This is a genomic window from Sphingomonas sp. BK481 (assembly GCF_014194875.1).
In the GTDB taxonomy this organism is placed as follows: domain Bacteria; phylum Pseudomonadota; class Alphaproteobacteria; order Sphingomonadales; family Sphingomonadaceae; genus Sphingomonas; species Sphingomonas aerolata.
Window position 1 is genome coordinate 415,899 of the sequence record NZ_JACIAP010000003.1, and the last position, 24,279, is coordinate 440,177.

Consider the following 24,279-nt stretch of genomic DNA (forward strand, 5'->3'; position numbering starts at 1 on the left):
GATGGACGAATTCACCACCTCGATCGTCGGCATCGACTTCCCCAATGCGGACAAGACCCGGAGCAACCGGCGGATGGAAATCCTGCTCTGTGCGCCGGGCGACCGCGTGACCCTGCGCCGCGAACCGAAGAATCCGCATGATTCGAATGCGGTCGGCGTGTGGAGCGAACGCGACATCCAGCTCGGTTATATCAGCGCCGAACGCGCGCCGATGATCGGCCGGCGGCTGCAGGCCGAGGAGACGAGCGCGCTGTTCCAGGCGATGCATCAGGGTAGCGCCTATATCCGCATCCGCTTTGGCGGAGGCGATCCTGCGCTGCCGCCGCCGATCGCGGATCCCGGCCCGCCGCCACCCCCGCCCGAACCCGACCGTGACGACGGCTTCTACCGCGACGAGGACGGACCCGAATGGGGCGCCTGATCGCTCGGGGTGGCGAAACGCCGCTGCGTGGGCGTTTCCCGGATCGAAGGCCGGGCTCACGGGTTATCGCTGCCTGACCAACCCTGTATCGGCGAAGCGCAAAACGCGTTTTACCGGCTTGCCCTGCACGAGGGGCGCGGGCAGGGACGATCGCGTAACCCCGGGAGTTCAAGACATGGCCAGCAGCCTCGTAATCGACCAGAACAGCCTTACCGACAATGACCGCGAGCGGCAGGTCGAGTTCACCGCCGAGATCGACGGCGACGACCGTGATTTCGCGGTGAAATATGCCGTGCTGAAGGAGCTCAGCGGCGACGAGCCCGAGGACGACGCGCTCGAGCTGTTCGAGCGCTTCAGCGACGAGATCGTCGACGTCTGCGCCGAAGCCGCGATGAAGAAGCCGTCCGCATCGCTCATCGTCATCGACGAGGGCGATCTGGAATAATTCCGCATGACCGCGTCGGCCGGCCGTGGCGACGGTGATCGCAGCGTGACGCCCGGCGTCGCCACCCCGGGCGAGGCGCATCGCCGTCGCCTGCCGGTGGTGCTTGCGGGTGCATCGGTCGGCGCGGTCGCGATCGCGCTCGTCCTGCTGATCGGTCTCGCGGTCGGCCACTGGCCGTTCGATTTCGACCGCGCGATCATCCTCAACCTGCGCGCCTGGGGCGGGCCGTCCTGGCTGCCCAAGGTCGCCGCCGACGTCACCGCGCTCGGCGGCGGCGTCGTGCTGACGATCATCGTGGTGCTGGCGGCGGGGCTGCTCGCGGTCCAGCGGCTCTGGCTCAGCGCGGCGGCGACGCTCGCCGCCAGTATCAGCGGCGGGATGGTCGTCGCGCTGGTCAAGACCGAGGTCGCGCGGCCGCGACCCGACATCGTCGACCATCTGGTCCAGGTCTCAAACATGAGTTTTCCGAGCGGGCATTCGGCGAACAGCGCGATCGTCTATCTCACGCTCGCCGGGCTCGCGTCGCAGGTCACCGTGTCGAATGCAGCGCGGCGCTACATCCTCGTCATGGCGATCCTGATGGTCGGGGCGATCGGATGCAGCCGCGTCTATCTCGGCGTCCACTGGCCGAGCGACGTGCTCGCCGGCTGGAGCTTCGGAACGCTGTGGGCGCTTGGCTGGTGGCTCGCCACCGCGCGCGCCCGGGCGGCGATCGGCGGCGAGCGCCACGCCTTTGGCCGCCCGCCCGCCGACGCCTGATCGGGCCCGTTCCTAGCGCTGGCGCTCGGCGAGCGTGCGTTCCCAGGCCAGCGCATCGCGGACGATCCCGTCGAGATCGGCATGGCGCGGCGTCCAGTCGAGCGTCGAAAGGATCGCGCTGTTGTCCGAGATCAGCATCGCCGGATCGCCCGCGCGACGCCCCTCGAGACGGCGGTCGATCGTCATGTTGGTGACCTTGTCGACCGCATCGAGCACCTCGAGTACCGAGAAGCCGGTGCCATAGCCAGCGTTCAGCGTGTGGCTCTTCGCCGGCTCGGCGACCAGCAGGTCGAGTGCGGCGACATGCGCGGCGGCAAGGTCGCTGACATGGATATAGTCGCGCACGCCGGTGCCGTCGGGGGTGGCGAAATCGGTGCCATAGACGCCGACATGGCTGCGCTTGCCCGTCGCCGCCTCGACCGCGATCTTGATCAGGTGAGTCGCGCCGACCGTCGACTGGCCGCTGCGCCCCTGCGGATCCGCGCCCGCGACGTTGAAATAGCGCAGCGCGGCATAGTTGATCGGGTGCGCCGCCGCGACGTCGCGCAGCATCGCCTCGGTCATCAGCTTCGACATGCCGTAGGGATTGATCGGCACGGTCGGATCGCTCTCGGCGACCGGCACCTTCTCGGGCGTGCCATAGGTCGCCGCGGTCGACGAGAAGATGAAGTGCGGCACGCCTTCCGCCACCGCGCTCTCGATCAGCGACCGGCTGGCGGCGGTGTTGTTGCGGTAATATTTGAGCGGGTCGCTGACCGATTCGGGCACCACGACCGAGCCGGCGAAATGCATGATCGCGCGGACCTTGTGATCGCGGATCGCAGCGCGGACCTTCGCATCGTCGGCGACGTTCGCCTCGACCAGGGTTGCGCGAGGATCGACCGCCCAGTCGAAGCCGGTGACCAGATTGTCGACCACGACCACCTCATGCCCCGCGTCGAGCAGCGCCAGGACCGCATGGCTGCCGATATAGCCGGCGCCGCCCGTTACCATCACCCTGCCATCAAGCCTTGGACCGTCGATCACATGCGTCTCCTCTTTGTTGCGGGGTAGCGGCTTCCTATCTTGGCGGAAAGGAGATCGTGATGACGGATTATGTAACGCTGGCGGGCGGGTGCTTCTGGTGCACCGAGGCCGTGTTCAAGGACGTGATTGGCGTCGAGAGCGCCGAGAGCGGCTATATCGGCGGGCATGTGCCTGATCCGACCTACAAACAGGTATGCGGCGGCGATACCGGCCATGCCGAGGCGATCCGGATCGGCTTCGATCCCGAACAGCTGAAGCTCGGCGACCTGCTCGACATCTTCTTCGCGACGCATGACGCGACGACGCTCAACCGGCAGGGCAACGACGTCGGCACGCAATATCGTTCGGCAATGTTCCCCGCCGACGACGCGCAGAAGGCCGAGATGCAGGCCGCGCTCGAGCGTGCACAGGCGGACAGCGCCAAGCCGATCGTCACGACGATCGAGCCGATGACGACCTGGTACGAGGCCGAAGGCTATCACCAGGATTATTGGGAAACCTCGGGGCGCTCCAACCCCTATTGCATGGCGGTGATCCCCCCCAAGCTGCAGAAGCTCCGCAAGAGCTTTGCCGCACGGTCGAAGGCCGCGGTCAGCGCGTAACGACGCTGTTCCCCCGCGGACGCGGGGGTCCAGCTAAATACCGGATGCCAACGCAATTCCTGGACCCCCGCCTGCGCGGGGGAACAGGTCAGCGATGCGCGGCGCGGCGGAGGCGGTCGTTGATCGCCTCGCCGATGCCTTCGGACGGAATGGGTGCGACGGCGATCCTCGGACGGTCGTTCGCATCGGCCGCGTGGAGCAGGTCGAACAGCTTCGCCGCCGCTTCGACGAGGCTGCGTGACGTCGACAGCGAGACATCCCCTGCAACCGCCCCGAACCCGATCAGCCATTCATCGGGCTCGGCTGCGACCGCGTTCAACCGAAGCAACTTGCTCGGCGCATAATGGCTTTCAAGCTGCCCGGGCGCCGTAACCGCACGCCCCCCCGGCGAAGGCCGGGGCCCAGTTGGGGGACGACCGTGAGGCCCGTCGCCCTCCGTTGCAGCGACCTTTCCACCTGGGCCCCGGCCTTCGCCGGGGAGGTGTTCTAGAAGCGCGTCCGCGGTCACCGGCCCCGGCCGCAACACCGTCCGCCCCGCCACGATCGTCGACTCGAGCCCCGCCTCGGTCGCGCCATCGTCGAGGATCAGCGGCACGTTCCCCCCCAGACTCGCCGCGACATGCGCCGCCGTCGTCGGCGAGATCCCCCCGCTCGCATTGGCCGACGGCGCCGCGAGCGGCCGCCCCGATGCCGCGATCAGCGCCTGCATCGCGCGGTGCCGCGGCACCCGGATCGCGATCGTGTCGAGCCCCGCGGTCACCAGCGCCGCGATCCCCGAATCGCTGCGCACCGGCAGCACCAGCGTCAGCGGACCCGGCCAGAACGCCGCGGCCAGCGCGCGCGCGTCCGCATCGAACACCGCGATCCGTTCGGCCGCGGCGAGATCCGCGACATGCACGATCAGCGGGTTGAAGCTCGGCCGCCCCTTGGCGGTGTAGATTCCCGCCACCGCCTGTGCGTCGGTCGCGTCCGCGGCGAGTCCGTAGACCGTCTCGGTCGGCACCGCGACGAGCCCGCCGGCGCGAATCATCGCCGCCGCCTGCGCGACCGCCGCGGTGCCGTAGGGTAAAATCAGGGGGTGTGGACGCGTCATTCTGAAGGCCTATAGCGGGCGCAAAGCATAGCGATAAGAGGATGCCATGGCCTTCACCCCAGCAACCACCGAACAGCGTTTCGTGCTCGATCACGTCGTGCGGATCGGCGAACTCGCCGCCACCGACCGGTTTTCCGCCGCCAGCGACGACGTCGTCGACGCGGTGCTCGAAGGCGTGGGACAGTTCGCCGCGGGCGAATGGGCGCCGCTCAACCGCGCAGGGGACACTGTCGGCGCGAAATGGACCCCCGACGGCGTCGTCATGCCCGACGGGTTTGCCCAGGCGTACAAGGACTATGTCGAGGGCGGCTGGGGCACGATCGGCGTCGAGGAGGAATGGGGCGGGCAGGGCCTGCCCTTTGCGATCCAGACCGCGGTGCTCGACACGCTGGGCTCGGCGAACATGGGCTTCGCGCTCTGCCCGACGCTGACCGTCGGCGCGATCGAGGCGCTCGCGCATCACGGCAGCCCGGAGCAGCAGGCGCTCTACCTCCCGCATCTTGCGACCGGCGAATGGACCGGCACGATGAACCTGACCGAGCCGCAGGCCGGCTCCGACGTCGGCGCGCTCCGCGCGACCGCCACGCCGCTGGGTGACGGCAAATGGTCGATCAAGGGCACCAAGATCTACATCTCGTTCGGCGATCACGACATGGCGCCGAACATCGTCCACCTCGTCCTCGCGCGGACGCCCGGCGCGCCCGCGGGTACCAAGGGCATCTCGCTCTTCCTCGTGCCGAAATACCGTCTGAACGACGACGGCACGCCCGGCGACTTCAACGACGTCCGCGTCGTCTCGATCGAGCACAAGATGGGGCTTCACGCCTCGCCGACCTGCGTGCTGAGCTTCGGCGATAATGACGACTGCGTCGGCGAGCTGATCGGTGCGGAACTCGGCGGCATCCGCGCGATGTTCACGATGATGAACAATGCGCGGCTCAATGTCGGGCTTCAGGGCGTGCAGGTCGCCGAGGGCGCCACCCAGGGCGCGGTCGCCTATGCGCTCGACCGCGTCCAGTCGGCGCGCGCGGGCTCGCCGAACAAGGAGTCGGTCAAGATCGTCGAGCATCCCGACGTCCGCCGCATGCTGCTGCGGATGAAGGCGCAGACCCAGGCGGCGCGCGCGCTCGTCTATTATGCCGCCGGGCAGGTCGACCGCGCCAACATGGGCGACGCCGCGGCGCGCAACCGCCTCGAACTCGTCACCCCGCTGGCCAAGGCGCACGGCACCGACATCGGCAACGAGGTCGCCTCGCTCGGCATCCAGGTGCATGGCGGCATGGGCTATGTCGAGGAAACCGGTGCCGCGCAGTATTTCCGCGATGCGCGCATCACGCCGATCTACGAAGGCACCAACGGCATCCAGGCCGCCGATCTGGTCGGCCGCAAGCTCGCGCTCGACAATGGCGGCGCGTTCGCCACGCTGATCGCCGACATCCGCGCGGAAGCCAGGGACGAACGGCTGCTCGCGCTCGTCGACGCCTGCGACGCGATCGGCCGCCGCCTCGCCACCGCGGACGCCGACGACAAGCTCGCCGCGAGCTATCCCTTCCTGACGATGCTGTCGGTCGCGACCTGCGGCTGGCTGATGGAGCGCCAGGGCGCGGTCGCCGGCACCGACGATTTCGGACGGATGAAGGCGGCCTCGGTCCGCTTCTACCTCGACCAGATCGTCCCCGAAGCCATGGGCCTCGTCGCCGCCGCCAGCGCCAGCGCCGCGGTGCTCTACGCGATCGAACCGGCGCTGTTCGCGGCGTAAGTCCCCCTCCCGTCATCCTGACGAAAGTCAGGATCCAGAGCCACGCATGCGGGCGTCCGTGGCTCTGGATCCTGGGTCGAGCCCAGGATGACGGAGGGGGCTGGTGCGCACACCCACCCCGTTCGCCCGCTTTCATTCGCCCCATTCCCAAACACCCCACCCCCGTTCGCCCTGAGCGCAGTCGAAGGGCCGCCCCAACCCAGGTGCTTCGACTTCGCTCAGCACGAACGGCGGGGGCTAGGGGCGGTGGCGGGGGACGTATGCACGCGACGGCGGGGGACGTACGTGCATGTGGTGCACGCCCGCCCCAGAACCGCGGCCATGCCCCCCAACAACCCCCACCCGCCCTTCAACACTCGACGGCCGCGCCACACGCACGGTAAGGGCAAACCCAAACGAGGACCCCCCGACCGATGTTCGATCTCGACGCCTATCTGACCCGTGTCGCCATGCCCGCGCGGCCCACGCTTGATTCGATCGGCCTCGGCCGGTTGCAGCTGGCGCACCGGCTCGCCATCCCGTTCGAGGATCTCGACGTCGTGCTCGGCCGCGGCATCGCGATCGACAGCGCCTCGGTGTTCGCAAAGCTCGTGACCGCGCGCCGCGGTGGGTATTGCTTCGAGCATAACCGGCTGTTCCTCGATGCGCTCGCCGAACTGGGCTTTGCCGCCCGCCCGGTGCTCGCCCGCGTCTGGATCGCCGCGACCGAAGTGCCGCCGCTCACGCACACTTTCGCGCTCGTGACGATCGACGGGCAGGCCTGGATCGCCGACACCGGCTTCGGCGGCAGCTACACCCCCGTGCTCCCGCTCGCCGACGGCGCCGAGGCGACCGCACCCGATGGCGCGCGCTTCCGGCTCGAGGCGACCAGCCGCGATCACGGCGAACAGGGCTGGATGCTGCTGCGCAACGGGGATCCGATGACCACCGACGGACGCGGCGCGAGCGGCGGGTTCCAGCCGCAATACAGCTTCACGCTCGCCGAGGTGTTCGACGCCGATCTGCTGCTCGGCAATCACTGGACGTCGACCGCCCCCGCGAGCCGCTTCACGCAGACCGCGATCGCCAGCATCGTCCTGCCCAATGGTTTCGCCTCGCTGATGGGGCGTACCTATCGCCGGCGGTCCGGCACCGACACGGCGGCAGGCGAGATCACCGACCCGCGCGTCTACCGGATCCGCATGAGCCTGTTGTTCGGGATCGACCTGAGCGTCGAGGACATCGCCGCGCTGAATCTGTTCTGAGCCACCCGCCGCGCGGGATCACCCCGCGGGGTGGCTCAGGCCCGTTCGTGCGCCAGCAGGTCGCGCGCGTCGAGGCCGAGCAGGTCGATATGCCCAAGGATGCGCGGCCAGTGCGTGGTGACGAACGTCTCGCGTTCCGCCACACGCAACGCCTCCGCGGCCCCCGGCAGGACGAACATGCCGACGCCGCGCCGGACCTCGACATAGCCATCGTCCTGGAACGTCTGATAGGCCTTGGCGACGGTCAGCGGGTTGGCGCCATGCTCGGCGGCAAAGGCACGGACCGAGGGCAGCTGATCACCCGCGCGATAGTCGCCGCGTAATATCCCGGCGGCGATCGTGGCGCGGAGGCGGAGATATACGGGGCTGTCTTCGCTGCTGAGCGCTGTCATGCTGCCTTAATACAGCAATTGGCCATTTCGTCGAGTCCTAGGGCCGCCAGCGCGAGACGACACGTTCCATATCGGGGCGGGGCCGTTCGTCGAGCGGCCGGGATGGCGTGCCGACGAACAGGAACCCGGCGATCCGCTCATGGCCCTCGCCGAACGCATCGCGCACCGTGTCCGAATAGCTCGGCCAGCCGGTCAGCCAGCCGCCCGCAAAGCCCAGCGCATGCACCGCGTGGAGCAGGTTCATGCACGCCGCCCCGGTCGACAATTCCTGTTCGAACACGGGAATGTGGCTCGGCTTGGGTGACGACAGCACGACGACCAGCGCCGGGGCCTGGTGCGCGAACTGGTCGAGCGCCTCGATCTCGGTCCGCGACGCGGTCGGCCGCTCGACGCGGTACGCATCAATGATCAGCGCGGCGAGCGCGGTGCGCTGGTCCTGGCCGACCACCACGAACCGCCACGGCGCCAGCTTGCCATGATCGGGGGTGCGCGCCGCGATCGCCAGGATCTGCGCGAGCTGGTCGGCATCGGGACCGGGTGCGACAAGGTCGCGCGGCTTGCCCGAACGGCGGGTCGCGAGCAGCGAAAGCGGGCTGGAAGTGTCGTTGAACATCGCTCCGCAGATAGGCACGGGGCGCGGCAATTTACAGCCGCATCCGCGATTTAGCAGGCGGTCCCGCGGCCACCGATATTTACAGTCCCGGCTTTGCCGCTAGGTAAGGCCGCAATGAAGCCGCCGCGTTCGACGGCGGCCCAGCGTTTCAGGGAGCGTAAAAGATGGTGGACACCCCGACCGCGGATACGCCGCGAGAGCCGGATATCACCCATGTGAACCCCGCCAGCGGGGAGACGTGGTTCGGCCATCCCCGCCAGCTCGCGCGACTGTTCACCACCGAGATGTGGGAGCGTTTCGGCTATTACGGCATGCGCGCGCTGCTCACGCTGTACCTCACCAAGCATTTCGTGTTCGGCGATCGCGAGGCGACCGGGCTGTACGGCGGCTATACCGCTTTGGTGTATCTGACGCCGCTGGTCGGCGGCTATCTCGCCGACCAGTATCTCGGCTCGAAGCGCGCGGTGAAGTTCGGCGCGATCATCATGGCGATGGGCTATCTGCTGCTCTGCTTCGGCGGCGAGACCGCCAAGCCCTATGCGACGATCGCCAACCAGCGTTACGAAATCCAGGTCGTCGAACAGGCCGACAGCGAGGTCCGCTACCTCGTCGACGGCGCGAACAAGCTGAAGATCAAGGGCAATGACGACGGTACCGTCTCGCTGCTCGCCGCCGACGGCGCGGTCGCGCGCACGGTCGAGAAGGGCGGCTTTGAATCGGGCGCGGAACGCAGCAGCTTCTACGTCACGATCATGCTGCTCGCACTCTGCATGATCTCGGTCGGCAACGGCTTCTTCAAGCCCAACATCTCGACGATGGTCGGCGAACTCTATGCGCAGGGCGACAAGCGCCGCGATGCCGGGTTCACGATCTTCTACATGGGGATCAACCTCGGTTCGCTCTTCTCGCAGCTGCTCTGCCCGTTCCTCGCGGTCGCGTTCGGCTGGTGGGCCGGCTTCGGGCTGGCGGCGATCGGCATGCTGTTCTCGTGGACGCTGATCCAGTTCGATGGCGGCAAACTCAACGGCTACGGCGAGCCGCCGGTGCGCAGCGGCCCCGATCGCGCGCTCGGCATCTATGCGCTCGCGCTGCTCGGCATCCCGATCTTCTACCTGCTGTTCGTCAACCTGATGAACGCCGAGCCGCCGGTGCCGGGTTCCGGGATCATCGGCTACATCGTCTCGCTGTCGCTGATGGGCAAATTGCTGTTCGGCACGTTCCTGGTCGCGGTGCCGGGCATCCTGATCTGGTCGTTCGTCAATGGCGAGCGGCGCGAGTTCCAGATGATGCTCGCGGCAATGGTGCTGATCGTCTTCAACGTCGTGTTCTGGACTTTGTTCGAGCAGGCAGGCTCGAGTCTCACGCTGTTTGCTGACCGCAACACCGATCTCAGCGTGTTCGGCCTGTTCAGCATCTCCGCCGGGCAGACGCAGTTCTTCAACGCGTTCTTCATCGTCGCGCTGGCGCCGGTGATGTCGATCCTGTGGACCAAGCTTGCGGCCAGGGGCATCGAGCCGTCGATCCCGGTCAAGTTCGGCATCGCCCTGATCGGCGTCGGCGTCGGCTTCCTGTTCCTCGTCTGGGGCGCGAGCATGGTCGGCCCGACGTTCAAGGTCGCGATCTGGTGGCTGGCCGGGCTCTACTTCATCCACTCGTTCGCCGAGCTCTGCATCTCGCCGGTCGGGCTCAGCATGATCACCAAGTTGTCGATCGCGCGCGTCGTCGGGCTGATGATGGGCGTGTGGTTCCTGTCGATCTCGGTCGCGCAATATGTCGCGGGCATCGTCGCACAGGTCGCCAGCGTCGAGACGGTCGGCGGGCAGGTGACCAATCTCAAGGTCAGCCTCGACACCTATGCCGGCGTGTTCTGGACGATCGGGCTGGTCTCGGCGGGGATCGGCGTGCTGCTGCTGCTGATCTCGCCGCTGATCAAGAAGTGGATGCACGGGGTCCAGTAAGGCCGCTGGACCTGCCGACGCATCATCCCCAATAATCCGTCATCCCCGCGGAGGCGGGGATCCAGACACTCTGCAGTTCGTGATAGACCACGGCCTGCCAGTCTGGATCCCCGCCTGCGCGGGGATGACGGTTATGAGAGGGTATGACCCGGTCAGATCCGCGTCATCGACAGTGCCTTCTCACCGTAGCGCGGCCCCGCGGTGCCGCCCCTCGGCGCCGCCGCATCAAGCTTCGCCAGATCGTCCGCCGACAGCGTGACGTCGGCCGCCTTCATGCTGTCCTCCAGCGTGACGCGGCGCTTCGACCCCGGGATCGGCACGATGTCGTCGCCCTGCGCCAGCAGCCACGCCAGCGCGACCTGCGCCGGGCTCGCCCCATGCGTGTCGGCGATCGCCGTCACCACCGCGACCATCTCCATGTTCTTGGCGAAGTTTGCGTCCGAATAGCGCGGGTCGTTGCGGCGGTAATCGCCCTCGGGCAGGTCCGATCGCGCAGTGATCTGCCCGGTCAGGAACCCGCGCCCCAGCGGCGAATAGGGCACGAACCCGATCCCCAGCTCACGGCACAAAGGCAGGATTGCGTCCTCGACCCCGCGCTCCCACAGTGAATATTCGCTCTGCAGCGCGGCGATCGGATGCGTCGCCGCGGCGCGCCGGATTGTGTCGAGCCCGGCCTCCGACAGCCCCAGATGCCGCACCTTGCCCTCGCGGACGAGCTCGGCCATCGCGCCCACCGTCTCCTCGATCGGCACGCCCGGATCGACGCGGTGCTGATAGAGCAGGTCGATCGTCTCGACGCCGAGCCGCTTGAGCGATCCCTCGCACGCACGCCGCACATTGGCGGGCGTGCTGTCGACCCCGGTCATGCCGTTCTCGTCATAGCGGAAGCCGAACTTGGTCGCGATCACGACGCCGTCGCGCTTGCCCCGGATCGCCTTGCCAAGCAGCTCCTCGTTGATCAGCGGACCATAGATTTCGGCGGTGTCGAACAGCGTCACGCCCAGTTCGATCGCGCGGTGGATCGTCGCGATGCTCTCGTCGGCGGGGGCGCTGCCGTACATGTCCTTGCCGACCCCGGCCATCGGCATGCAACCGAGGCCGAGCGCGGAAACCTCGAAATCAGGGCCGAGCGTGCGATACTTCATGCGGAATCTCCTCGGCGCCGCCGCCGTGATCGGACCGCGCCGCGACGGAGATAGTGACGGCGGTGTCCATCGTCACGTTCCCGACCGTGCGAAACAGGTCGGGAATGGTCTCCACCGCGATGAGCAGGCCGAGCACCTCGAGCGGGATGCCCATCGCCAGCGCGACCGGCGCGACCGAGGCGACGAAGCTGATCGTGCCGGGCAGCGAGATCGATCCCATCGTCGTGATCGCCGCGGTCGCGACGCCCGCGGCCATCTGTCCCGGCCCGATCGGCAGCCCCAGCCAGTGCGCGACATAGAGCGCGACCGCGAGGTTCATCGCCGGGCTGGTCGCGCGGAACACCGCGACCGACAGCGGCAGGACGATCCCGGCGGTGGCGGGCGACGCGCCGAGCTCGGTCGAGGCCTTCAGCATCGCCGGCAACGAGGCGAGTGACGACTGGGTGCTGATCGCCACCGCCTGCGCCGGCGCGACCGCGCGCGCGAACCGGCCCAGGCTGACCCGGCCGCCGATCATGCCGATCGGATAGGCGCTCAGCAGGACGATGAAGCCGATCGCCGAGACGCAGACGATATAGTGCAGCAGCGCGCCGAACGCCGCCGTCCCGGTGCGCGCACCGACCCCGTAGGCGAGCGCGAAGATGCCGATCGGCGCGAGTTTCAGCACCCATTTGATGATGATCAGCAACGCGTCGACGACCGCCTGGAAGAAGCCGGTCAGCACGCGGCGGCGATCGTCGGGCAGTTTCGTCACGGCGAACGCGAACGTCAGCGCGAAGACGGTGAGCGGCAGGAACGAATCGCTCGATGCCGCGGCGACGATGTTGGTCGGCACGATCGTGTCGAAGAACGCGCCGATCCCCGGCACCGGCCCGACCGGGGCGGCACCGGTCAGCGCGGCGCGCAGAGCGGCGCCGAGCCCGCGCGGCAGCGGGAAGGCATCGAGGATCAACGGCATGACCAGCGCGGACATGATCGTTGAACTCCACAGGATGACGACGATCATCACCATCGCCCGCATCGTGATCCGCCCGGCGCGTGCCGCCTCGGTCGTCGCGCCGATCCCGGTGACGAGCAGCCCGACGACGAGCGGCACGATCACCATCTGCAACCCGTGCAGCCACGCCGCGCCGATCGGCTGGGTCACCGCCGTCGCCGCGAGCGCGTGGGCCGGCGACCAGGCGGCCGCGGCGATGCCGATCCCGATGCCGCCGAACAGCGCTGCGAGTATCCGTGTAGTCTGCGACATGCTCGCCCTTCGTGTTCCACCGCGCTATCAGCGATGCCAGAGAGCGATACCGGACGGAAAGCATTGACGATGGCAAGGAAATATTTCGGCACCGACGGCATTCGCGGTGCCACCAACGCATCGCCGATGACCGCGGAGATGGCTATGAAGGTCGGCATGGCGGCGGGCGCCTATTTCCTGCGCGGCGATCACCGGCACCGCGTCGTGATCGGCAAGGACACGCGGCTGTCGGGCTATATGCTCGAATCCGCGCTGGTCGCGGGCTTTACCAGCGTTGGCATGGACGTGGTGATGGTCGGGCCGATGCCGACACCCGCGGTCGCGATGCTGACCCAGTCGATGCGCGCGGATATCGGCGTGATGATCTCCGCCAGCCACAACCCCTATGCCGATAACGGGATCAAGCTGTTCGGCCCCGACGGCTTCAAGCTGTCCGACGAGGCCGAGACCGCGATCGAGGCGCTGATCGACGGCGACGTGCCGCTGGTCGCGTCGAGCAAGATCGGCCGCGCGCGCCGGATCGACGATGCGCAGGGGCGCTACATCCATTTCGCCAAGTCGACCTTTCCGGAAAATCTGCGGCTCGACGGGATGCGGATCGTGCTCGATTGCGCGAACGGCGCCGCCTACAAGGTCGCCCCCTCGGCGCTGTGGGAACTCGGCGCGGACGTCGTCGCGATCGGCGTCACGCCCGACGGCACCAACATCAACGACGGCGTCGGCTCGACCGCACCGCAGGCACTCGCCGAGACGGTGGTCGCGAGCGGCGCGGATATCGGCATCGCGCTCGACGGTGACGCCGACCGGCTGATCGTCGTCGACGAGACCGGCACGATCGTCGACGGCGATCAGCTGATGGCGACGATCGCGGCAAGCTGGGCGCGGCAGGGGCGGCTCAAGGGCGGCGGTCTCGTCGCCACGGTGATGTCCAATCTCGGCCTCGAACGCCATCTCGCCGCGCAGGGGCTCGGGCTGGTCCGCACCCAGGTCGGCGATCGCCACGTGCTCGAGAAGATGCGGTCGAGCGGCTATAATGTCGGCGGCGAGCAATCGGGGCACATCATCCTCAGCGACTATGCCACGACCGGCGACGGCCTGGTCGCCGCGCTCCAGATCCTCGCCGAGGTCAAGCGCTCGGGCGCGCGCGCGGGCGAGGTGCTCCACCGGTTCGAACCCTTGCCGCAACTGTTGAAGAACGTCCGATTCGGCGGCGGCAAGCCGCTCGACGACGAGGCGGTGAAAGCGGTGATCGCGCAGGCCGAGGCCGAACTCGCCGGCAAGGGGCGGCTGGTCATCCGCCCGTCGGGCACCGAACCCGTGATCCGCGTGATGGCCGAGGGCGACGATCCGGGTCAGGTCGGGCGCGTCGTCGACCGGATCTGCGACGCCGTCCGCAAGGTTGCCGCCTGATGCTCGAGATGCGCCCCGCCTGCGAACGCTGCGCCGCCGAGCTTCCCGCCGACGCGCCCGGCGCGTTCATCTGCTCGTACGAATGCACCTTCTGCGCGTCCTGCGCGGACGCGCTCGACGAGCGCTGTCCCAATTGCGGCGGCGAACTCCTCGACCGTCCGACCCGGTTCGGCGACGCCCCGCCACAGAGACCGGCCTCGGGCCGGCGGCACTAGACCCTCTCGAAACCTCTACCACCCCGGCGAAGGCCGGGTTCCAGCTGGCAAGGTCGCAGTAACGAAGCGCTGCGCTCACCCAGCAACGTTTCCCAACTGGCCCCCGGCCTCCGCCGGGGAGGATGCCCGCATATGTCGCGCTTCCCTGTCCCGCACCGCACCGATTATGCCATAGCCCGACCCATGACCTCCAACCCCGCCCGGCACCGCCAATGACCGCCAGAATCCTCATCATCGCCGGCTCCGATTCAGGCGGCGGCGCCGGCATCCAGGCGGACATCAAGACCGTCACGATGCTCGGTGGCCACGCGATGACCGCCATCACCGCGATCACCGCGCAGAACACGCTCGGCGTGCAGGCGGTCCACCCGGTGCCCACCGACATCGTCCTCGCGCAGATCGACTCGGTCGTGTCCGACATCGGCGTCGACGCGGTGAAGATCGGCATGATCGGCTCGGCCCAGACCGCCAACGCCGTCGCCGACCGCCTGACGTCAATGTTCTCCCGCGAACCGATACCGATCATCTTCGACCCGGTCATGATCGCCAGCAGCGGCTCGGTGCTCGCCGACCCCGACACGATCGCCGCCTTCGCCCGCCTCATGCGGATCGCCACGCTCGTCACCCCCAACCTCCCCGAACTCGCAGCGCTGAGCGGCGAGGCGGCGGTACGCGCACTCGGGCCCGCCGTGCTCATCAAGGGCGGCCACGCCGAAGGCCCGCGCGTCACCGACCGCCTCGTCACCGACGCCGGCGAAACGCTGTGGACCAACCCCCGCATCGAAACCCGTCACGCGCACGGCACCGGCTGCACGCTCGCCAGCGGCATCGCCACCGGCCTCGCGCAGGGCATGTCGCTCGACGCAGCCATCGCGCGCGCGATCGCGTTCGTCCGCGCCGCGCTTGCGCAGCCGCCGGGGCTTGGCGCAGGGCACGGGCCGATGGGGCACGCGCTCGGCGTCAGCCCGTTCGACCAGCTGAGAGACCGCACATGCCCGGCATGAAACATGAAAAGCTCTGCGTCGGCCCCGTCGCCGGCGTCGACGAGGCCGGTCGCGGTCCGCTCGCCGGTCCGGTCGTCGCCGCCGCGGTGATCCTGCCGTCCAAGGGCGTGCCCCGCGGCATCGACGATTCGAAGAAGCTCTCCGCCTCCGAGCGCGAACGGCTCTGCGCGCGGCTCAAGGGCTGTGCGATCGTCGGTATCGGCATCGTCGAGCCCGACGAGATCGACACGCTCAACATCTACTGGGCGACGATGAAGGCGATGACGCTCGCGGTCGACGCGCTCGCCACCGAGCTCGGCCACGCGCCCGGCCATGTGCTGGTCGACGGCAACCGCCTGCCGCGCTGGAGCTACCCCGCCACCCCGCTGGTCGGCGGCGATGCGAAATCGCTGTCGATCGCCGCCGCCTCGATCGTCGCCAAGCACACGCGCGACCTGATCATGATCGCCGCCGCCGACATTCATCCCGAATATAACTGGCATTCGAACAAGGGTTACGGCTGCGCGCACCACATGAAGGCGCTGCGCGATCATGGCCCCACACCGATTCATCGCCGCAGTTTCGCCCCCGTCGCGGCGGCCTATCTGGCGCGCGAGGGCCTTTTCGCGAAGGAAACGACGAGCTGAGTCTTTCGCGCCACACCCCAAGGGCTTGAGGCGCGAGTCTGTCACGACTCAACATCTGGGCGACGGCGACTCGTTTGGTCGCACCGACGGATTCGCGCGCGCGCGCCGTTCATGAAACTCTGCTTGACGGAGTCGGACAATTCCGCAGCTATGGGGGTCGACAAGGGGCGCAAAAACATGGGTTTGATCGACACGATCGCGCGGCCGCGCGCGGTAAAGAAGGTAGCGGCGCCGGCGGTGCAGCCCGCGCTGCCGCTCGACCAGATCCTGCGCGGCGACTGTATCGAGCGCATGAAGGCGCTGCCGTCGAACTCGATCGACATGATCTTCGCCGATCCGCCCTACAATCTCCAGCTCGGCGGCGAACTCTATCGCCCCGATGGCAGCCATGTCGACGCGGTCACCGACGAGTGGGACAAGTTCGACACCTTCGCCGCCTATGACCGCTTCACCCGCGCCTGGCTGAAGGAAGCGCGCCGGATCCTCAAGGACGATGGCAGCATCTGGGTCATCGGCAGCTATCACAACATCTTCCGCGTCGGCGCGGCGGTGCAGGATCTCGGCTACTGGATCCTCAACGACATCGTCTGGCGCAAGACCAACCCGATGCCCAATTTCCGCGGCACCCGCTTCACCAACGCGCACGAGACGCTGATCTGGGCGTCGAAGGGCGAGAAGGCGAAATACACCTTCAACTACCGCGCGATGAAGACGCTCAACGACGAGCTGCAGATGCGCAGCGACTGGGAATTCCCGATCTGCGGCGGCCCCGAGCGGTTGAAGAAGAACGGCACCAAGGTCCATCCGACGCAGAAGCCCGAGGCGCTGCTCTACCGGATCCTGCTCGCCTGCACCAAGCCCGGCGACGTCGTGCTCGACCCGTTCTTCGGCACCGGCACCACCGGCGCGGTCGCCAAGCGGCTCGGCCGTAACTGGATCGGGATCGACCGCGAGGGCGAGTATATCGAGGCGGCGCAGGAGCGGATCGAGGCCGCGCTGCCGCTCGACGAATCCGCACTCGCGACGATGATGAGCCCGCGCGCACAGCCCAAGGTCGCGTTCGGCGTGCTCGTCGAGAATGCGTATCTCGCGCCTGGCACGGTGCTGACCGACGGCAAGCGCCGCTGGCGCGCGACGATCCGCGCGGACGGCTCGCTGCTCAGCGATTGCGGCACGATCGGCTCGATCCACAAGCTCGGCTCGACGCTCCAGAACGCGCCCGCCTGCAATGGCTGGAGCTTCTGGCATTATGAGAGCGACAAGGGGCTGAAACCGATCGACGACCTCCGCCAGACCTATTTGCTGGCGACGACGGTCTAGCGAATTGCCGTTCGTGCCGAGTAGAGACCGAGCGTAGTCGAGGGCTCGTATCGAGGTACATGTCCCTCGATACGGCATCGCGACGTGCTCGATGCCTATACGGGACGAACGGGATTAGCCGTTTGAACGGCATGCGGATTTGGGGAAAAGGGGGGCATGACCAGCCTCCACCTCCGCCCCGTCCAGTTCGTCGACACCCCGATCGGCCATCCCGATGGCAGCGTCGCGCGGCTTGCGGGCGGGATGCAGTGGTTCGCCGCCTATGAGGTGATCGAGCGCGGGACCCGTCGCACGATCCCCGTCGCCGACGTCGCCACGCAGGGCGAGCGCGCGGCGCATCTTCACGCGCTGATCACCGCGCCGCGCGCGCCGCTCGCGCTCGGCGAGCGCATGCTGCGCTTCGACCAGCCGCTCGTCGCCGCTATTCTCAACGTCACCCCGGACAGCTTCTCCGATGGCGGCAAGCATGTCGACGACCCCGCCGCCGCCGCGGCCGCCGGGATCGACATGGCCGCGGCGGGCGCGACGATGATCGACGTCGGCGGCGAATCGACCCGCCCCGGCGCGGCGGCGGTCTGGGAAGGCGACGAGATCGCCCGGCTCGTCCCCGTCGTCGAGCGGCTCGCCCGCACCGGCGCGATCGTCTCGGTCGACACGCGCAAGGCCGGCGTGATGGCGGCGACGCTCGCCGCCGGCGCGCATATCGTCAACGACGTCGCCGCCCTGCTGTGGGACGATCGCGCGCTCGAGGTCGTCGCCGCCAGCGGTTGTCCGGTCGTGCTGATGCACTCGCCCGACCCCCGCGAGGGCGGCCACGGGCGGACCGGCTACGGAAACGTCGTCACCGACGTGTTCGACTGGCTCGAGGCGCGGATCGCCGCGGTCGTCGCGGGCGGCGTCGATCGCACGCGGATCATTGTCGATCCCGGCATCGGCTTCGGCAAGACGCTCGCCGACAATCTCGCGCTGCTCAACGACCTGGCGATGTTTCACGGGCTTGGCTGCCCGATCCTGCTCGGGGCGAGCCGCAAGCGGCTGATCGGCGCACTGTCGAACGAGGCCCCGGTCGGCGACCGGCTCGCCGGATCGCTCGCGCTCGCGCTCAAGGGCGTCGAGGCGGGGGTCCAGATCCTGCGCGTCCACGACGTCGCCGAGACCGTTCAGGCGCTGCGCGTCTGGCGCGGGATGCGCGACCTCGCGCTGGTCGGCGGCTGACCCGGCGCCGATCTTCTGGTCACATGTTCGGGGCGGAATATCGCCGCATTGCAGCGAAATGCGCGATCGCGCATTAGACAAGGCGTCAGCAAGGAGCCTTTCGTTTGATCGTTACCGCAACACCGCGCCTCAGCCAGATCCTCAGCGAAGTCTGGCGCCCGTTGCTCGGGCTCTTTGTCTGGGACGTCGTGGTGACCATCACCTATTATGTCCTGCCCTTTCATGCGCCGTCGCTGCCGCTGACGCTGTTCGGCACCGCGCTCGCGCTGTTCCTCGGCTTTCGCGACAATTCCGCCTATCAGCGCTGGTGGGAAAGCCGCGGCCTCTGGGGGCTGATGACCAACGCCTCGCGCAGTCTCGCCCGCATGACGCGCAACCTGCTGCCCGAACCCGAAGGCCATGATCTCAAGCGGACGATCGTCCTGCGCCAGATCGCCTATGTGAACGCGCTGCGCTGTCAGCTCCGTCGCCAGCCGGTCGCGCCCGATGTCCTGCGGTTCCTGTCGGAGGACGAGGCGTCGTTCGCCCTCGCGCGGACCAATCCCGCCAACGGCCTGCTCGACGGCACCGGACGGCGGATCGACATCGCCCGCCGCAACGGCTGGATCGACACGATCCAGCAGGCGTCGTTCGAACGGCTGCTGGTCGATATCGCCAATGCGCAGGGCGGGATGGAGCGGATCAAGAACACCCCGCTGCCCAACCAGTACCGCTTCTTCCCGACGCTCTTCACCCGGCTGTTCTGCATCCTGCTGCCGATCGGGCTGGTCGAGACGCTCGGCTTCGCAACCCCGATCGGGTCGACGATTGCAGGGTTGATGTTCCTCGCGGTGCTTCAGATCGGCGACGATCTCGTCGATCCGTTCGCCGACACGATCCACGACGTGCCGCTCAACGCGATGTGCCGCACGATCGAGATCGACCTGCTCCAGGCGATCGGTGACGAGGCCCCCGAGCCGCTGAAGCCGGTCAAGGGCGTGCTCTGGTAGGTCGCCGCCCCTGATCCGATTTTAAGGTAACGTCGCCCGGGGTCAGGCGACGTTGTCGATCCCGAGCTCGGCGAGCTTGCGGTACAGCGTCGACCGCCCGATCCCGAGCCGCCGCGCGACCTCGGTCATCCGTCCGCGATAATGGCCGATGGCCAGCCGGATGAGGTCCGATTCGATCTCCTCCAGCGTGCGCAGATGCCCGTCGGCACTGAACAGCGTCACACCACCACCGCCGCCGGCTGCGGTCGCGGGCTCGGGCCGGCGACGGCTGCCCAGCGCCGCGATCTGCGGGAAATCGGCGCGCGTCAGCGCGTCACTTTCGCACAGCACCGCGGCGCGGAAGAGCGCATTCTGCATCTGCCGGACATTGCCCGGCCAGTCATATTGGACCAGCAGCGCCAGCGCATCGTCGGTGATGCCCAACGGACGCAGCCCCGGCTGCTGCGCGATCCGCGCGAGCAGATGGCGGGCAAGCGCCGGGATGTCACCGGTTCGCTCGCGCAGCGGCGGGATCGTCACCTGCACCGCGTTCAGCCGGTAATAGAGGTCCTCGCGAAACCGGTCCGCCTCGACCTCGTCGATCAGCGTCGTGTTGCTCGCGGCGATCACCCGGACGTCGACCTGCTGCGGATGCCGCGCACCGAGTGCATGCACGTCGCCCGTATCGAGCAGATGGAGCAGCTTGATCTGCGCGTCGATCGGCATCGCCCCGATCTCGTCGAGGAACAGCGTGCCGCCGTCCGCCTCGCGAAACCGGCCGATCTTGCGCTCGAATGCGCCGGTAAAGGCGCCTTCCTCGTGCCCGAACAGCTCGCTCTCGACCAGATTGGCGGGGATCGCGCCGCAATTGACGCTGATCATCGGGCGTTTGGCGCGCGGCGACGCCGCATGGATCGCCTCGGCGACGACCTCCTTGCCGACTCCGCTTTCGCCTTCGAGCAGGATCGCGACGCGGCCGCGCGCGGCCTTGGCGGCGATCGCCAGCGCGGCGCGGAAATCGGGCGACGAGCCGACGATCTCGTCGAACGCGAGCAGTGCGGGGATCTTCTCGGTCAGCGGGCGCAATTCGCCCGCGGTCGTGCCGGCGACCACCGCATCGAGCGAGGCGAGCAGCCGGTCGGGCGCGAGCGGCTTGACCAGGAAATCGGTCGCGCCCGCGCGCATCGCGTTCACCGCATGCTCGACCGAACCGTTCGCGGTCAGCATCAGGATCGGCAGCGCCGGGCGACGATTGCGCAGCTCGGCGATCACCGCCGTTGCGTCCTCATGCGGTGCGGAATGGTCGAGGATGATCGCGTCGAGCTGCATCCCGTCCTGCGTGCCGAGCGTGGCGATCGCCATCTCGCCGTCGCTCGCGAACACGGTCCGCCAGCCGCCACGCGACGCCAGTGCGGACACCAGCCGCCGTTGTGCAGGCTCGTTGTCGATCAATAGTAGCAGGCGCTGCCCGTTGCGCGTCATGGCGAATCCTGTCCCGTTTGCGGACAGTCTTTAGCGTTTTCAGGTAAAGGGCGACTTAAATATCGCTTTGGGGCGGTTGCGATGCGCTCCGACCATGTCGCCGCGGCTGCACGACGGCGTGAAGCCGGGGTTTGGAAGCGCGGGGGTTGAGGCTGGGGCACCGGCCCGATAAGGTCGCACCGATAACAGAATGGCGAGGGACGGATCATGGCGGACGATGCAAACATCAAGGGTCATGCTGCGACCTATGACAGCGTCATCGGTGTGATGAAGATCGGCGCGATCGCCTGTGCGGTGATCGTCGCGATCGTCATCTGGCTGATTTCCTGATCCGATGAAGATCGCCGTCCTCAAGGAGCAGGTGGACGGCGAGCGGCGGGTTGCCGCGACGCCCGAAACCGTCCGCAAGTTCGTCGCGCTGGGCGCGACGCTCGCGGTGGAGGCGGGGGCCGGCCAGTCCGCGTCGATCGCCGACGCCGCCTATGCCGATGCGGGGGCGAGCGTCACCGACCGGGCGGCGGCGGTTTCGGGTGCGGACATCGTGCTCGGCGTGCAGGCGCCCGATCCGGCAACGCTGGCAGGCGCCGCGCCCGGCGCATGGGTCGTCGCGAGCTTCAATCCCTTTGGCGAGCGCGCCCGGGTCGATGCCTATGCCGCCACGGGCCTCGAGGCGCTGGCGATGGAGTTCATGCCGCGCATCACCCGCGCGCAGTCGATGGACATCCTGTCCTCGCAGTCGAACCTGTCGGGCTACAAGGCGGTGCTCGACGCGGCGGCCGAATATGGCCGGGCATTTCCGATGATGATGACCGCGGCGGGGACGATCAGCGCCGCGCGCGTGTTCGTGATGGGGGTCGGCGTCGCCGGGCTTCAGGCAATCGCGACCGCGCGCCGGCTCGGTGCGCAGGTCTCCGCCACCGACGTCCGCGCCGCGACGCGTGAGCAGATCCAGTCGCTCGGCGCGAAACCGATCTTCGTCGAAAGCGTCGCCGGGATCGAGGGCGAGGGGACGGGCGGCTATGCGGGCGAGATGAGCCCCGAATATCAGGCCGCGCAGGCCGAACTCGTCTCCGGGCACATCGCCAGGCAGGACATCGTCATCACCACCGCGCTGATCCCCGGCCGCCCCGCGCCGCGGCTGATCTCGGCCACGCAGGTCGCGAGCATGAAGCCCGGCTCGGTGATCGTCGATCTCGCGGTCGAACAGGGCGGCAATGTCGAGGGTGCGGTCGCGGGCGAGATCGTCGAGGTGAACGGCGTCAGGATCGTCGGCCACCGCAACGTCCCCAGCCGGCTCGGTGCCGACGCCAGCGCATTGTTCAGCCGCAATTTGTTCAATTTTCTCAGTGCCTTCTGGGACAAGGAGACGGGGCGGCCGGTGCTCGATGCGGAAATCGGCGACGCGATTCGCCTGACCCGCGACGGCGCGATCGTCAATCCGCGTTTGCAGCCATGACCCGGCACGATACAAAACCCCGTTTGCGTCTCAACATTCGCAACATTCGCGGGGCTCAGGAGGGCTGAGATGGACTTTATCGCGATCCTGTCGATCTTCGTCATGGCCTGCTTCGTCGGCTATTATGTCGTCTGGTCGGTGACGCCTGCGCTCCACACGCCGCTGATGGCGGTGACCAACGCGATTTCCAGCGTGATCATCGTCGGCGCGCTGATCGCGTCCGCCGCGGCGGGATCGCCGGTCGCGAAATATCTCGGGCTGCTCGCGGTCGTGCTGGCGAGCGTCAACATCTTCGGCGGCTTTGCGGTCACCGCGCGGATGCTGGCGATGTACAAGAAAAAGGAACGGCCGGTCGCCAAGTGACCGTTACGGATCCGAGGGGAACTGAGTGATGCATGACGTAGCCGTGAACCCCTGGGTCGCGCTGGCCTATCTCGTCGCCGGCATGTGCTTCATCCTCGCGCTGCGTGGTCTGTCCAGCCCGGCGACGAGCCAGCGCGGCAACCGGTTTGGCATGATCGGCATGACGATCGCGGTCGTCACGACGCTGGTCACGCATCTCAATGTCGGCATTTGGGAGATCGTCGTCGCGATCGGCATCGGTGCCGCGATCGGGCTCGTCACCGCCCGGCGGATCGCGATGACCGCGATGCCGCAGCTCGTCGCCGCGTTCCATTCGCTGGTCGGGCTTGCCGCGGTGCTGGTCGGGGTTGCGGCCTATCTCAACCCGCAGGCATTCGGCATCTCGGACCTGATGATCCCGCTGCTTGGCGATCCGGTCGCGATCATTCGGCCGGTCAGTCGGATCGAACTGGGGCTGGGCGTCGCGATCGGCGCGATCACCTTCTCGGGCTCGGTCATCGCCTTCCTGAAACTCAACGGCAACATGGGCGGCAAGCCGATCATGCTGCCCGGGCGCCACGTCATCAACATCGCGCTGCTTGCCGCGATCCTCGGGCTGATCGCCTATTTCGTCACCAATCAGGAGCCGTGGATCTTCTGGACGATCACGGCCTTGAGCTTCGTGATCGGCTTCCTGCTGATCGTACCGATCGGCGGCGCCGACATGCCGGTGGTCGTCAGCATGCTCAATTCCTATTCGGGCTGGGCGGCGGCGGCGATGGGCTTCACGCTCCACAACACCGCGATGATCATCACCGGCGCGCTGGTCGGCTCGTCGGGCGCGATCCTCAGCTACATCATGTGCCGGGCGATGAACCGCAGCTTCATCAGCGTGATCGCCGGCGGGTTCGGACAGTCCGCCGATGCCGGCGGCCCCGCGACCGCCACCGACCGCCCGTGGAAGCGCGGTTCGGCGGAGGACGCCGCCTTCCTGATGAGCCAGGCCGAACAGGTCGTCATCGTGCCCGGCTACGGCATGGCGGTCGCCCAGGCGCAGCACGTCCTGCGCGAGATGGGCGACAAGCTGAAGGCGGAAGGGGTGCGCGTGAAATACGCGATCCACCCCGTCGCCGGGCGCATGCCGGGGCACATGAACGTGCTGCTCGCGGAGGCGAACGTGCCCTATGACGACGTGTTCGAGCTCGAGGACATCAACAGCGAATTCGCGCAGACCGACGTGGCTTTCGTGATCGGCGCGAACGACGTCACCAATCCGGCGGCCAAGACCGACAAATCATCGCCAATCTATGGAATGCCGGTGCTCGACGTCGAGAAGGCGAAGACCGTGCTGTTCATCAAGCGGTCGATGGGCGGGGTCGGCTATGCCGGTGTCGACAACGACTTGTTCTACCGCGACAATACGATGATGCTTCTGGCGGATGCGAAGAAGATGGTCGAAGACATCGTCAAGGCGCTCGACTGACGGCGTCCGCCTGTCCGCCGGATCCGCCGAGAACCGACCCATTTGGCGTGTG

Annotated in this window: 25 protein-coding genes; 18 read left to right on the forward strand and 7 right to left on the reverse strand. The window is 67.8% G+C overall.

The features are described 5' to 3' along the window. Position 1 precedes the first annotated feature (1 nt). The 3 genes from FHY04_RS08335 (at position 2) to FHY04_RS08345 (ending at position 1,625) form a co-directional block, all read left to right on the forward strand. Complete coding sequence (locus FHY04_RS08335; protein ID WP_183936088.1) at positions 2–421, forward strand: HIRAN domain-containing protein; 420 nt, start codon at positions 2–4, stop codon at positions 419–421. Positions 422–596: 175 nt separating this feature from the next. Beyond that, the gene (locus tag FHY04_RS08340; protein ID WP_031395725.1) at positions 597–866 is read left to right on the forward strand and encodes a DUF1488 family protein; all 270 of its coding nucleotides are present in this window, start codon (positions 597–599) and stop codon (positions 864–866) included. A 6-nt stretch (positions 867–872) separates the two neighbouring features. Continuing rightward, complete coding sequence (locus FHY04_RS08345; protein WP_183936089.1) at positions 873–1,625, forward strand: phosphatase PAP2 family protein; 753 nt, start codon at positions 873–875, stop codon at positions 1,623–1,625. 12 nt (positions 1,626–1,637) lie between these two features. Here the strand turns inward: FHY04_RS08345 and galE are convergent, their stop codons facing one another. Further along, a complete protein-coding gene (gene galE / locus FHY04_RS08350) occupies positions 1,638–2,618 on the reverse strand; it encodes a UDP-glucose 4-epimerase GalE (RefSeq protein WP_183936189.1) in 981 nt (326 codons plus the stop codon). 92 nt (positions 2,619–2,710) lie between these two features. Here galE and msrA point away from each other — a divergent pair, with 92 nt between their 5' ends. Next, entirely contained in the window at positions 2,711–3,253 is a 543-nt protein-coding gene (msrA, locus tag FHY04_RS08355; RefSeq protein ID WP_031395728.1) for a peptide-methionine (S)-S-oxide reductase MsrA, read from the forward strand. 88 nt (positions 3,254–3,341) lie between these two features. On the opposite strand, the gene FHY04_RS08360 is transcribed toward msrA, so the two are convergent. Further along, the gene (locus FHY04_RS08360) at positions 3,342–4,346 is read right to left on the reverse strand and encodes an L-threonylcarbamoyladenylate synthase (protein ID WP_183936091.1); all 1,005 of its coding nucleotides are present in this window, start codon (positions 4,344–4,346) and stop codon (positions 3,342–3,344) included. Positions 4,347–4,392: 46 nt separating this feature from the next. On the opposite strand from FHY04_RS08360, the gene FHY04_RS08365 reads away from it, so the two are divergent. Both FHY04_RS08365 and FHY04_RS08370 read left to right on the forward strand, forming a co-directional pair. Then, a complete protein-coding gene (locus tag FHY04_RS08365; protein ID WP_183936092.1) occupies positions 4,393–6,105 on the forward strand; it encodes an acyl-CoA dehydrogenase in 1,713 nt (570 codons plus the stop codon). A 413-nt stretch (positions 6,106–6,518) separates the two neighbouring features. After that, complete coding sequence (locus tag FHY04_RS08370; protein ID WP_166746443.1) at positions 6,519–7,349, forward strand: arylamine N-acetyltransferase; 831 nt, start codon at positions 6,519–6,521, stop codon at positions 7,347–7,349. Between the two features lie 35 nt (positions 7,350–7,384). On the opposite strand, the gene FHY04_RS08375 is transcribed toward FHY04_RS08370, so the two are convergent. Then, positions 7,385–7,741, reverse strand: coding sequence for a GntR family transcriptional regulator (locus FHY04_RS08375; protein ID WP_031394568.1), 357 nt, complete (start codon positions 7,739–7,741; stop codon positions 7,385–7,387). Positions 7,742–7,778: 37 nt separating this feature from the next. Further along, a complete protein-coding gene (locus FHY04_RS08380) occupies positions 7,779–8,354 on the reverse strand; it encodes a nitroreductase (protein ID WP_031394567.1) in 576 nt (191 codons plus the stop codon). 164 nt (positions 8,355–8,518) lie between these two features. Here FHY04_RS08380 and FHY04_RS08385 point away from each other — a divergent pair, with 164 nt between their 5' ends. After that, positions 8,519–10,312: a peptide MFS transporter gene (locus tag FHY04_RS08385; protein WP_183936093.1), complete on the forward strand. Its 1,794-nt coding sequence runs from the start codon at positions 8,519–8,521 to the stop codon at positions 10,310–10,312. A 152-nt stretch (positions 10,313–10,464) separates the two neighbouring features. Here FHY04_RS08385 and FHY04_RS08390 read toward each other — a convergent pair whose 3' ends face one another. Together FHY04_RS08390 and FHY04_RS08395 are read right to left on the reverse strand one after the other, a co-directional pair. After that, the gene (locus FHY04_RS08390) at positions 10,465–11,457 is read right to left on the reverse strand and encodes an aldo/keto reductase (protein WP_183936094.1); all 993 of its coding nucleotides are present in this window, start codon (positions 11,455–11,457) and stop codon (positions 10,465–10,467) included. Continuing rightward, positions 11,432–12,706 (reverse strand): dicarboxylate/amino acid:cation symporter, encoded by a 1,275-nt coding sequence (locus tag FHY04_RS08395; protein WP_056406869.1) that lies wholly within the window; start codon positions 12,704–12,706, stop codon positions 11,432–11,434. The genes FHY04_RS08390 and FHY04_RS08395 overlap by 26 nt, the downstream gene beginning before the upstream one ends. Positions 12,707–12,775: 69 nt before the next feature. On the opposite strand from FHY04_RS08395, the gene glmM reads away from it, so the two are divergent. The 7 genes from glmM to FHY04_RS08430 all read left to right on the forward strand — a co-directional run bounded on the left by glmM (position 12,776) and on the right by FHY04_RS08430 (position 19,485). Then, positions 12,776–14,116 (forward strand): phosphoglucosamine mutase, encoded by a 1,341-nt coding sequence (glmM, locus tag FHY04_RS08400; RefSeq protein ID WP_056673574.1) that lies wholly within the window; start codon positions 12,776–12,778, stop codon positions 14,114–14,116. Continuing rightward, a complete protein-coding gene (locus FHY04_RS08405; protein WP_031395385.1) occupies positions 14,116–14,331 on the forward strand; it encodes a DUF1272 domain-containing protein in 216 nt (71 codons plus the stop codon). The genes glmM and FHY04_RS08405 overlap by 1 nt, the downstream gene beginning before the upstream one ends. Positions 14,332–14,543: 212 nt before the next feature. Next, complete coding sequence (gene thiD, locus FHY04_RS08410; RefSeq protein ID WP_183936095.1) at positions 14,544–15,335, forward strand: bifunctional hydroxymethylpyrimidine kinase/phosphomethylpyrimidine kinase; 792 nt, start codon at positions 14,544–14,546, stop codon at positions 15,333–15,335. After that, positions 15,323–15,961, forward strand: coding sequence for a ribonuclease HII (locus FHY04_RS08415; RefSeq protein WP_183936096.1), 639 nt, complete (start codon positions 15,323–15,325; stop codon positions 15,959–15,961). The genes thiD and FHY04_RS08415 overlap by 13 nt, the downstream gene beginning before the upstream one ends. A 177-nt stretch (positions 15,962–16,138) precedes the next feature. Beyond that, positions 16,139–17,281: a site-specific DNA-methyltransferase gene (locus FHY04_RS08420; protein WP_183936097.1), complete on the forward strand. Its 1,143-nt coding sequence runs from the start codon at positions 16,139–16,141 to the stop codon at positions 17,279–17,281. A gap of 156 nt (positions 17,282–17,437) precedes the next feature. Then, positions 17,438–18,496, forward strand: coding sequence for a dihydropteroate synthase (gene folP / locus FHY04_RS08425; protein WP_183936098.1), 1,059 nt, complete (start codon positions 17,438–17,440; stop codon positions 18,494–18,496). Between the two features lie 104 nt (positions 18,497–18,600). Next, positions 18,601–19,485: a bestrophin family protein gene (locus FHY04_RS08430; RefSeq protein WP_031396098.1), complete on the forward strand. Its 885-nt coding sequence runs from the start codon at positions 18,601–18,603 to the stop codon at positions 19,483–19,485. Positions 19,486–19,527: 42 nt separating this feature from the next. Here FHY04_RS08430 and FHY04_RS08435 read toward each other — a convergent pair whose 3' ends face one another. After that, positions 19,528–20,946 carry a sigma-54 dependent transcriptional regulator gene (locus FHY04_RS08435; protein ID WP_183936099.1) on the reverse strand — a complete coding sequence of 473 codons (1,419 nt, stop codon included), beginning with the start codon at positions 20,944–20,946 and terminating at the stop codon, positions 19,528–19,530. A gap of 207 nt (positions 20,947–21,153) precedes the next feature. Here FHY04_RS08435 and FHY04_RS08440 point away from each other — a divergent pair, with 207 nt between their 5' ends. The 4 genes from FHY04_RS08440 to FHY04_RS08455 all read left to right on the forward strand — a co-directional run bounded on the left by FHY04_RS08440 (position 21,154) and on the right by FHY04_RS08455 (position 24,227). Beyond that, a complete protein-coding gene (locus FHY04_RS08440) occupies positions 21,154–21,276 on the forward strand; it encodes an aa3-type cytochrome c oxidase subunit IV (RefSeq protein ID WP_031396100.1) in 123 nt (40 codons plus the stop codon). Between the two features lie 4 nt (positions 21,277–21,280). Further along, positions 21,281–22,402 (forward strand): NAD(P) transhydrogenase subunit alpha, encoded by a 1,122-nt coding sequence (locus FHY04_RS08445; RefSeq protein WP_183936100.1) that lies wholly within the window; start codon positions 21,281–21,283, stop codon positions 22,400–22,402. Positions 22,403–22,471: 69 nt separating this feature from the next. Beyond that, positions 22,472–22,765 (forward strand): NAD(P) transhydrogenase subunit alpha, encoded by a 294-nt coding sequence (locus FHY04_RS08450; RefSeq protein ID WP_031394789.1) that lies wholly within the window; start codon positions 22,472–22,474, stop codon positions 22,763–22,765. Positions 22,766–22,793: 28 nt separating this feature from the next. Then, complete coding sequence (locus FHY04_RS08455) at positions 22,794–24,227, forward strand: NAD(P)(+) transhydrogenase (Re/Si-specific) subunit beta (protein ID WP_107930774.1); 1,434 nt, start codon at positions 22,794–22,796, stop codon at positions 24,225–24,227. Positions 24,228–24,279: the final 52 nt, after the last annotated feature.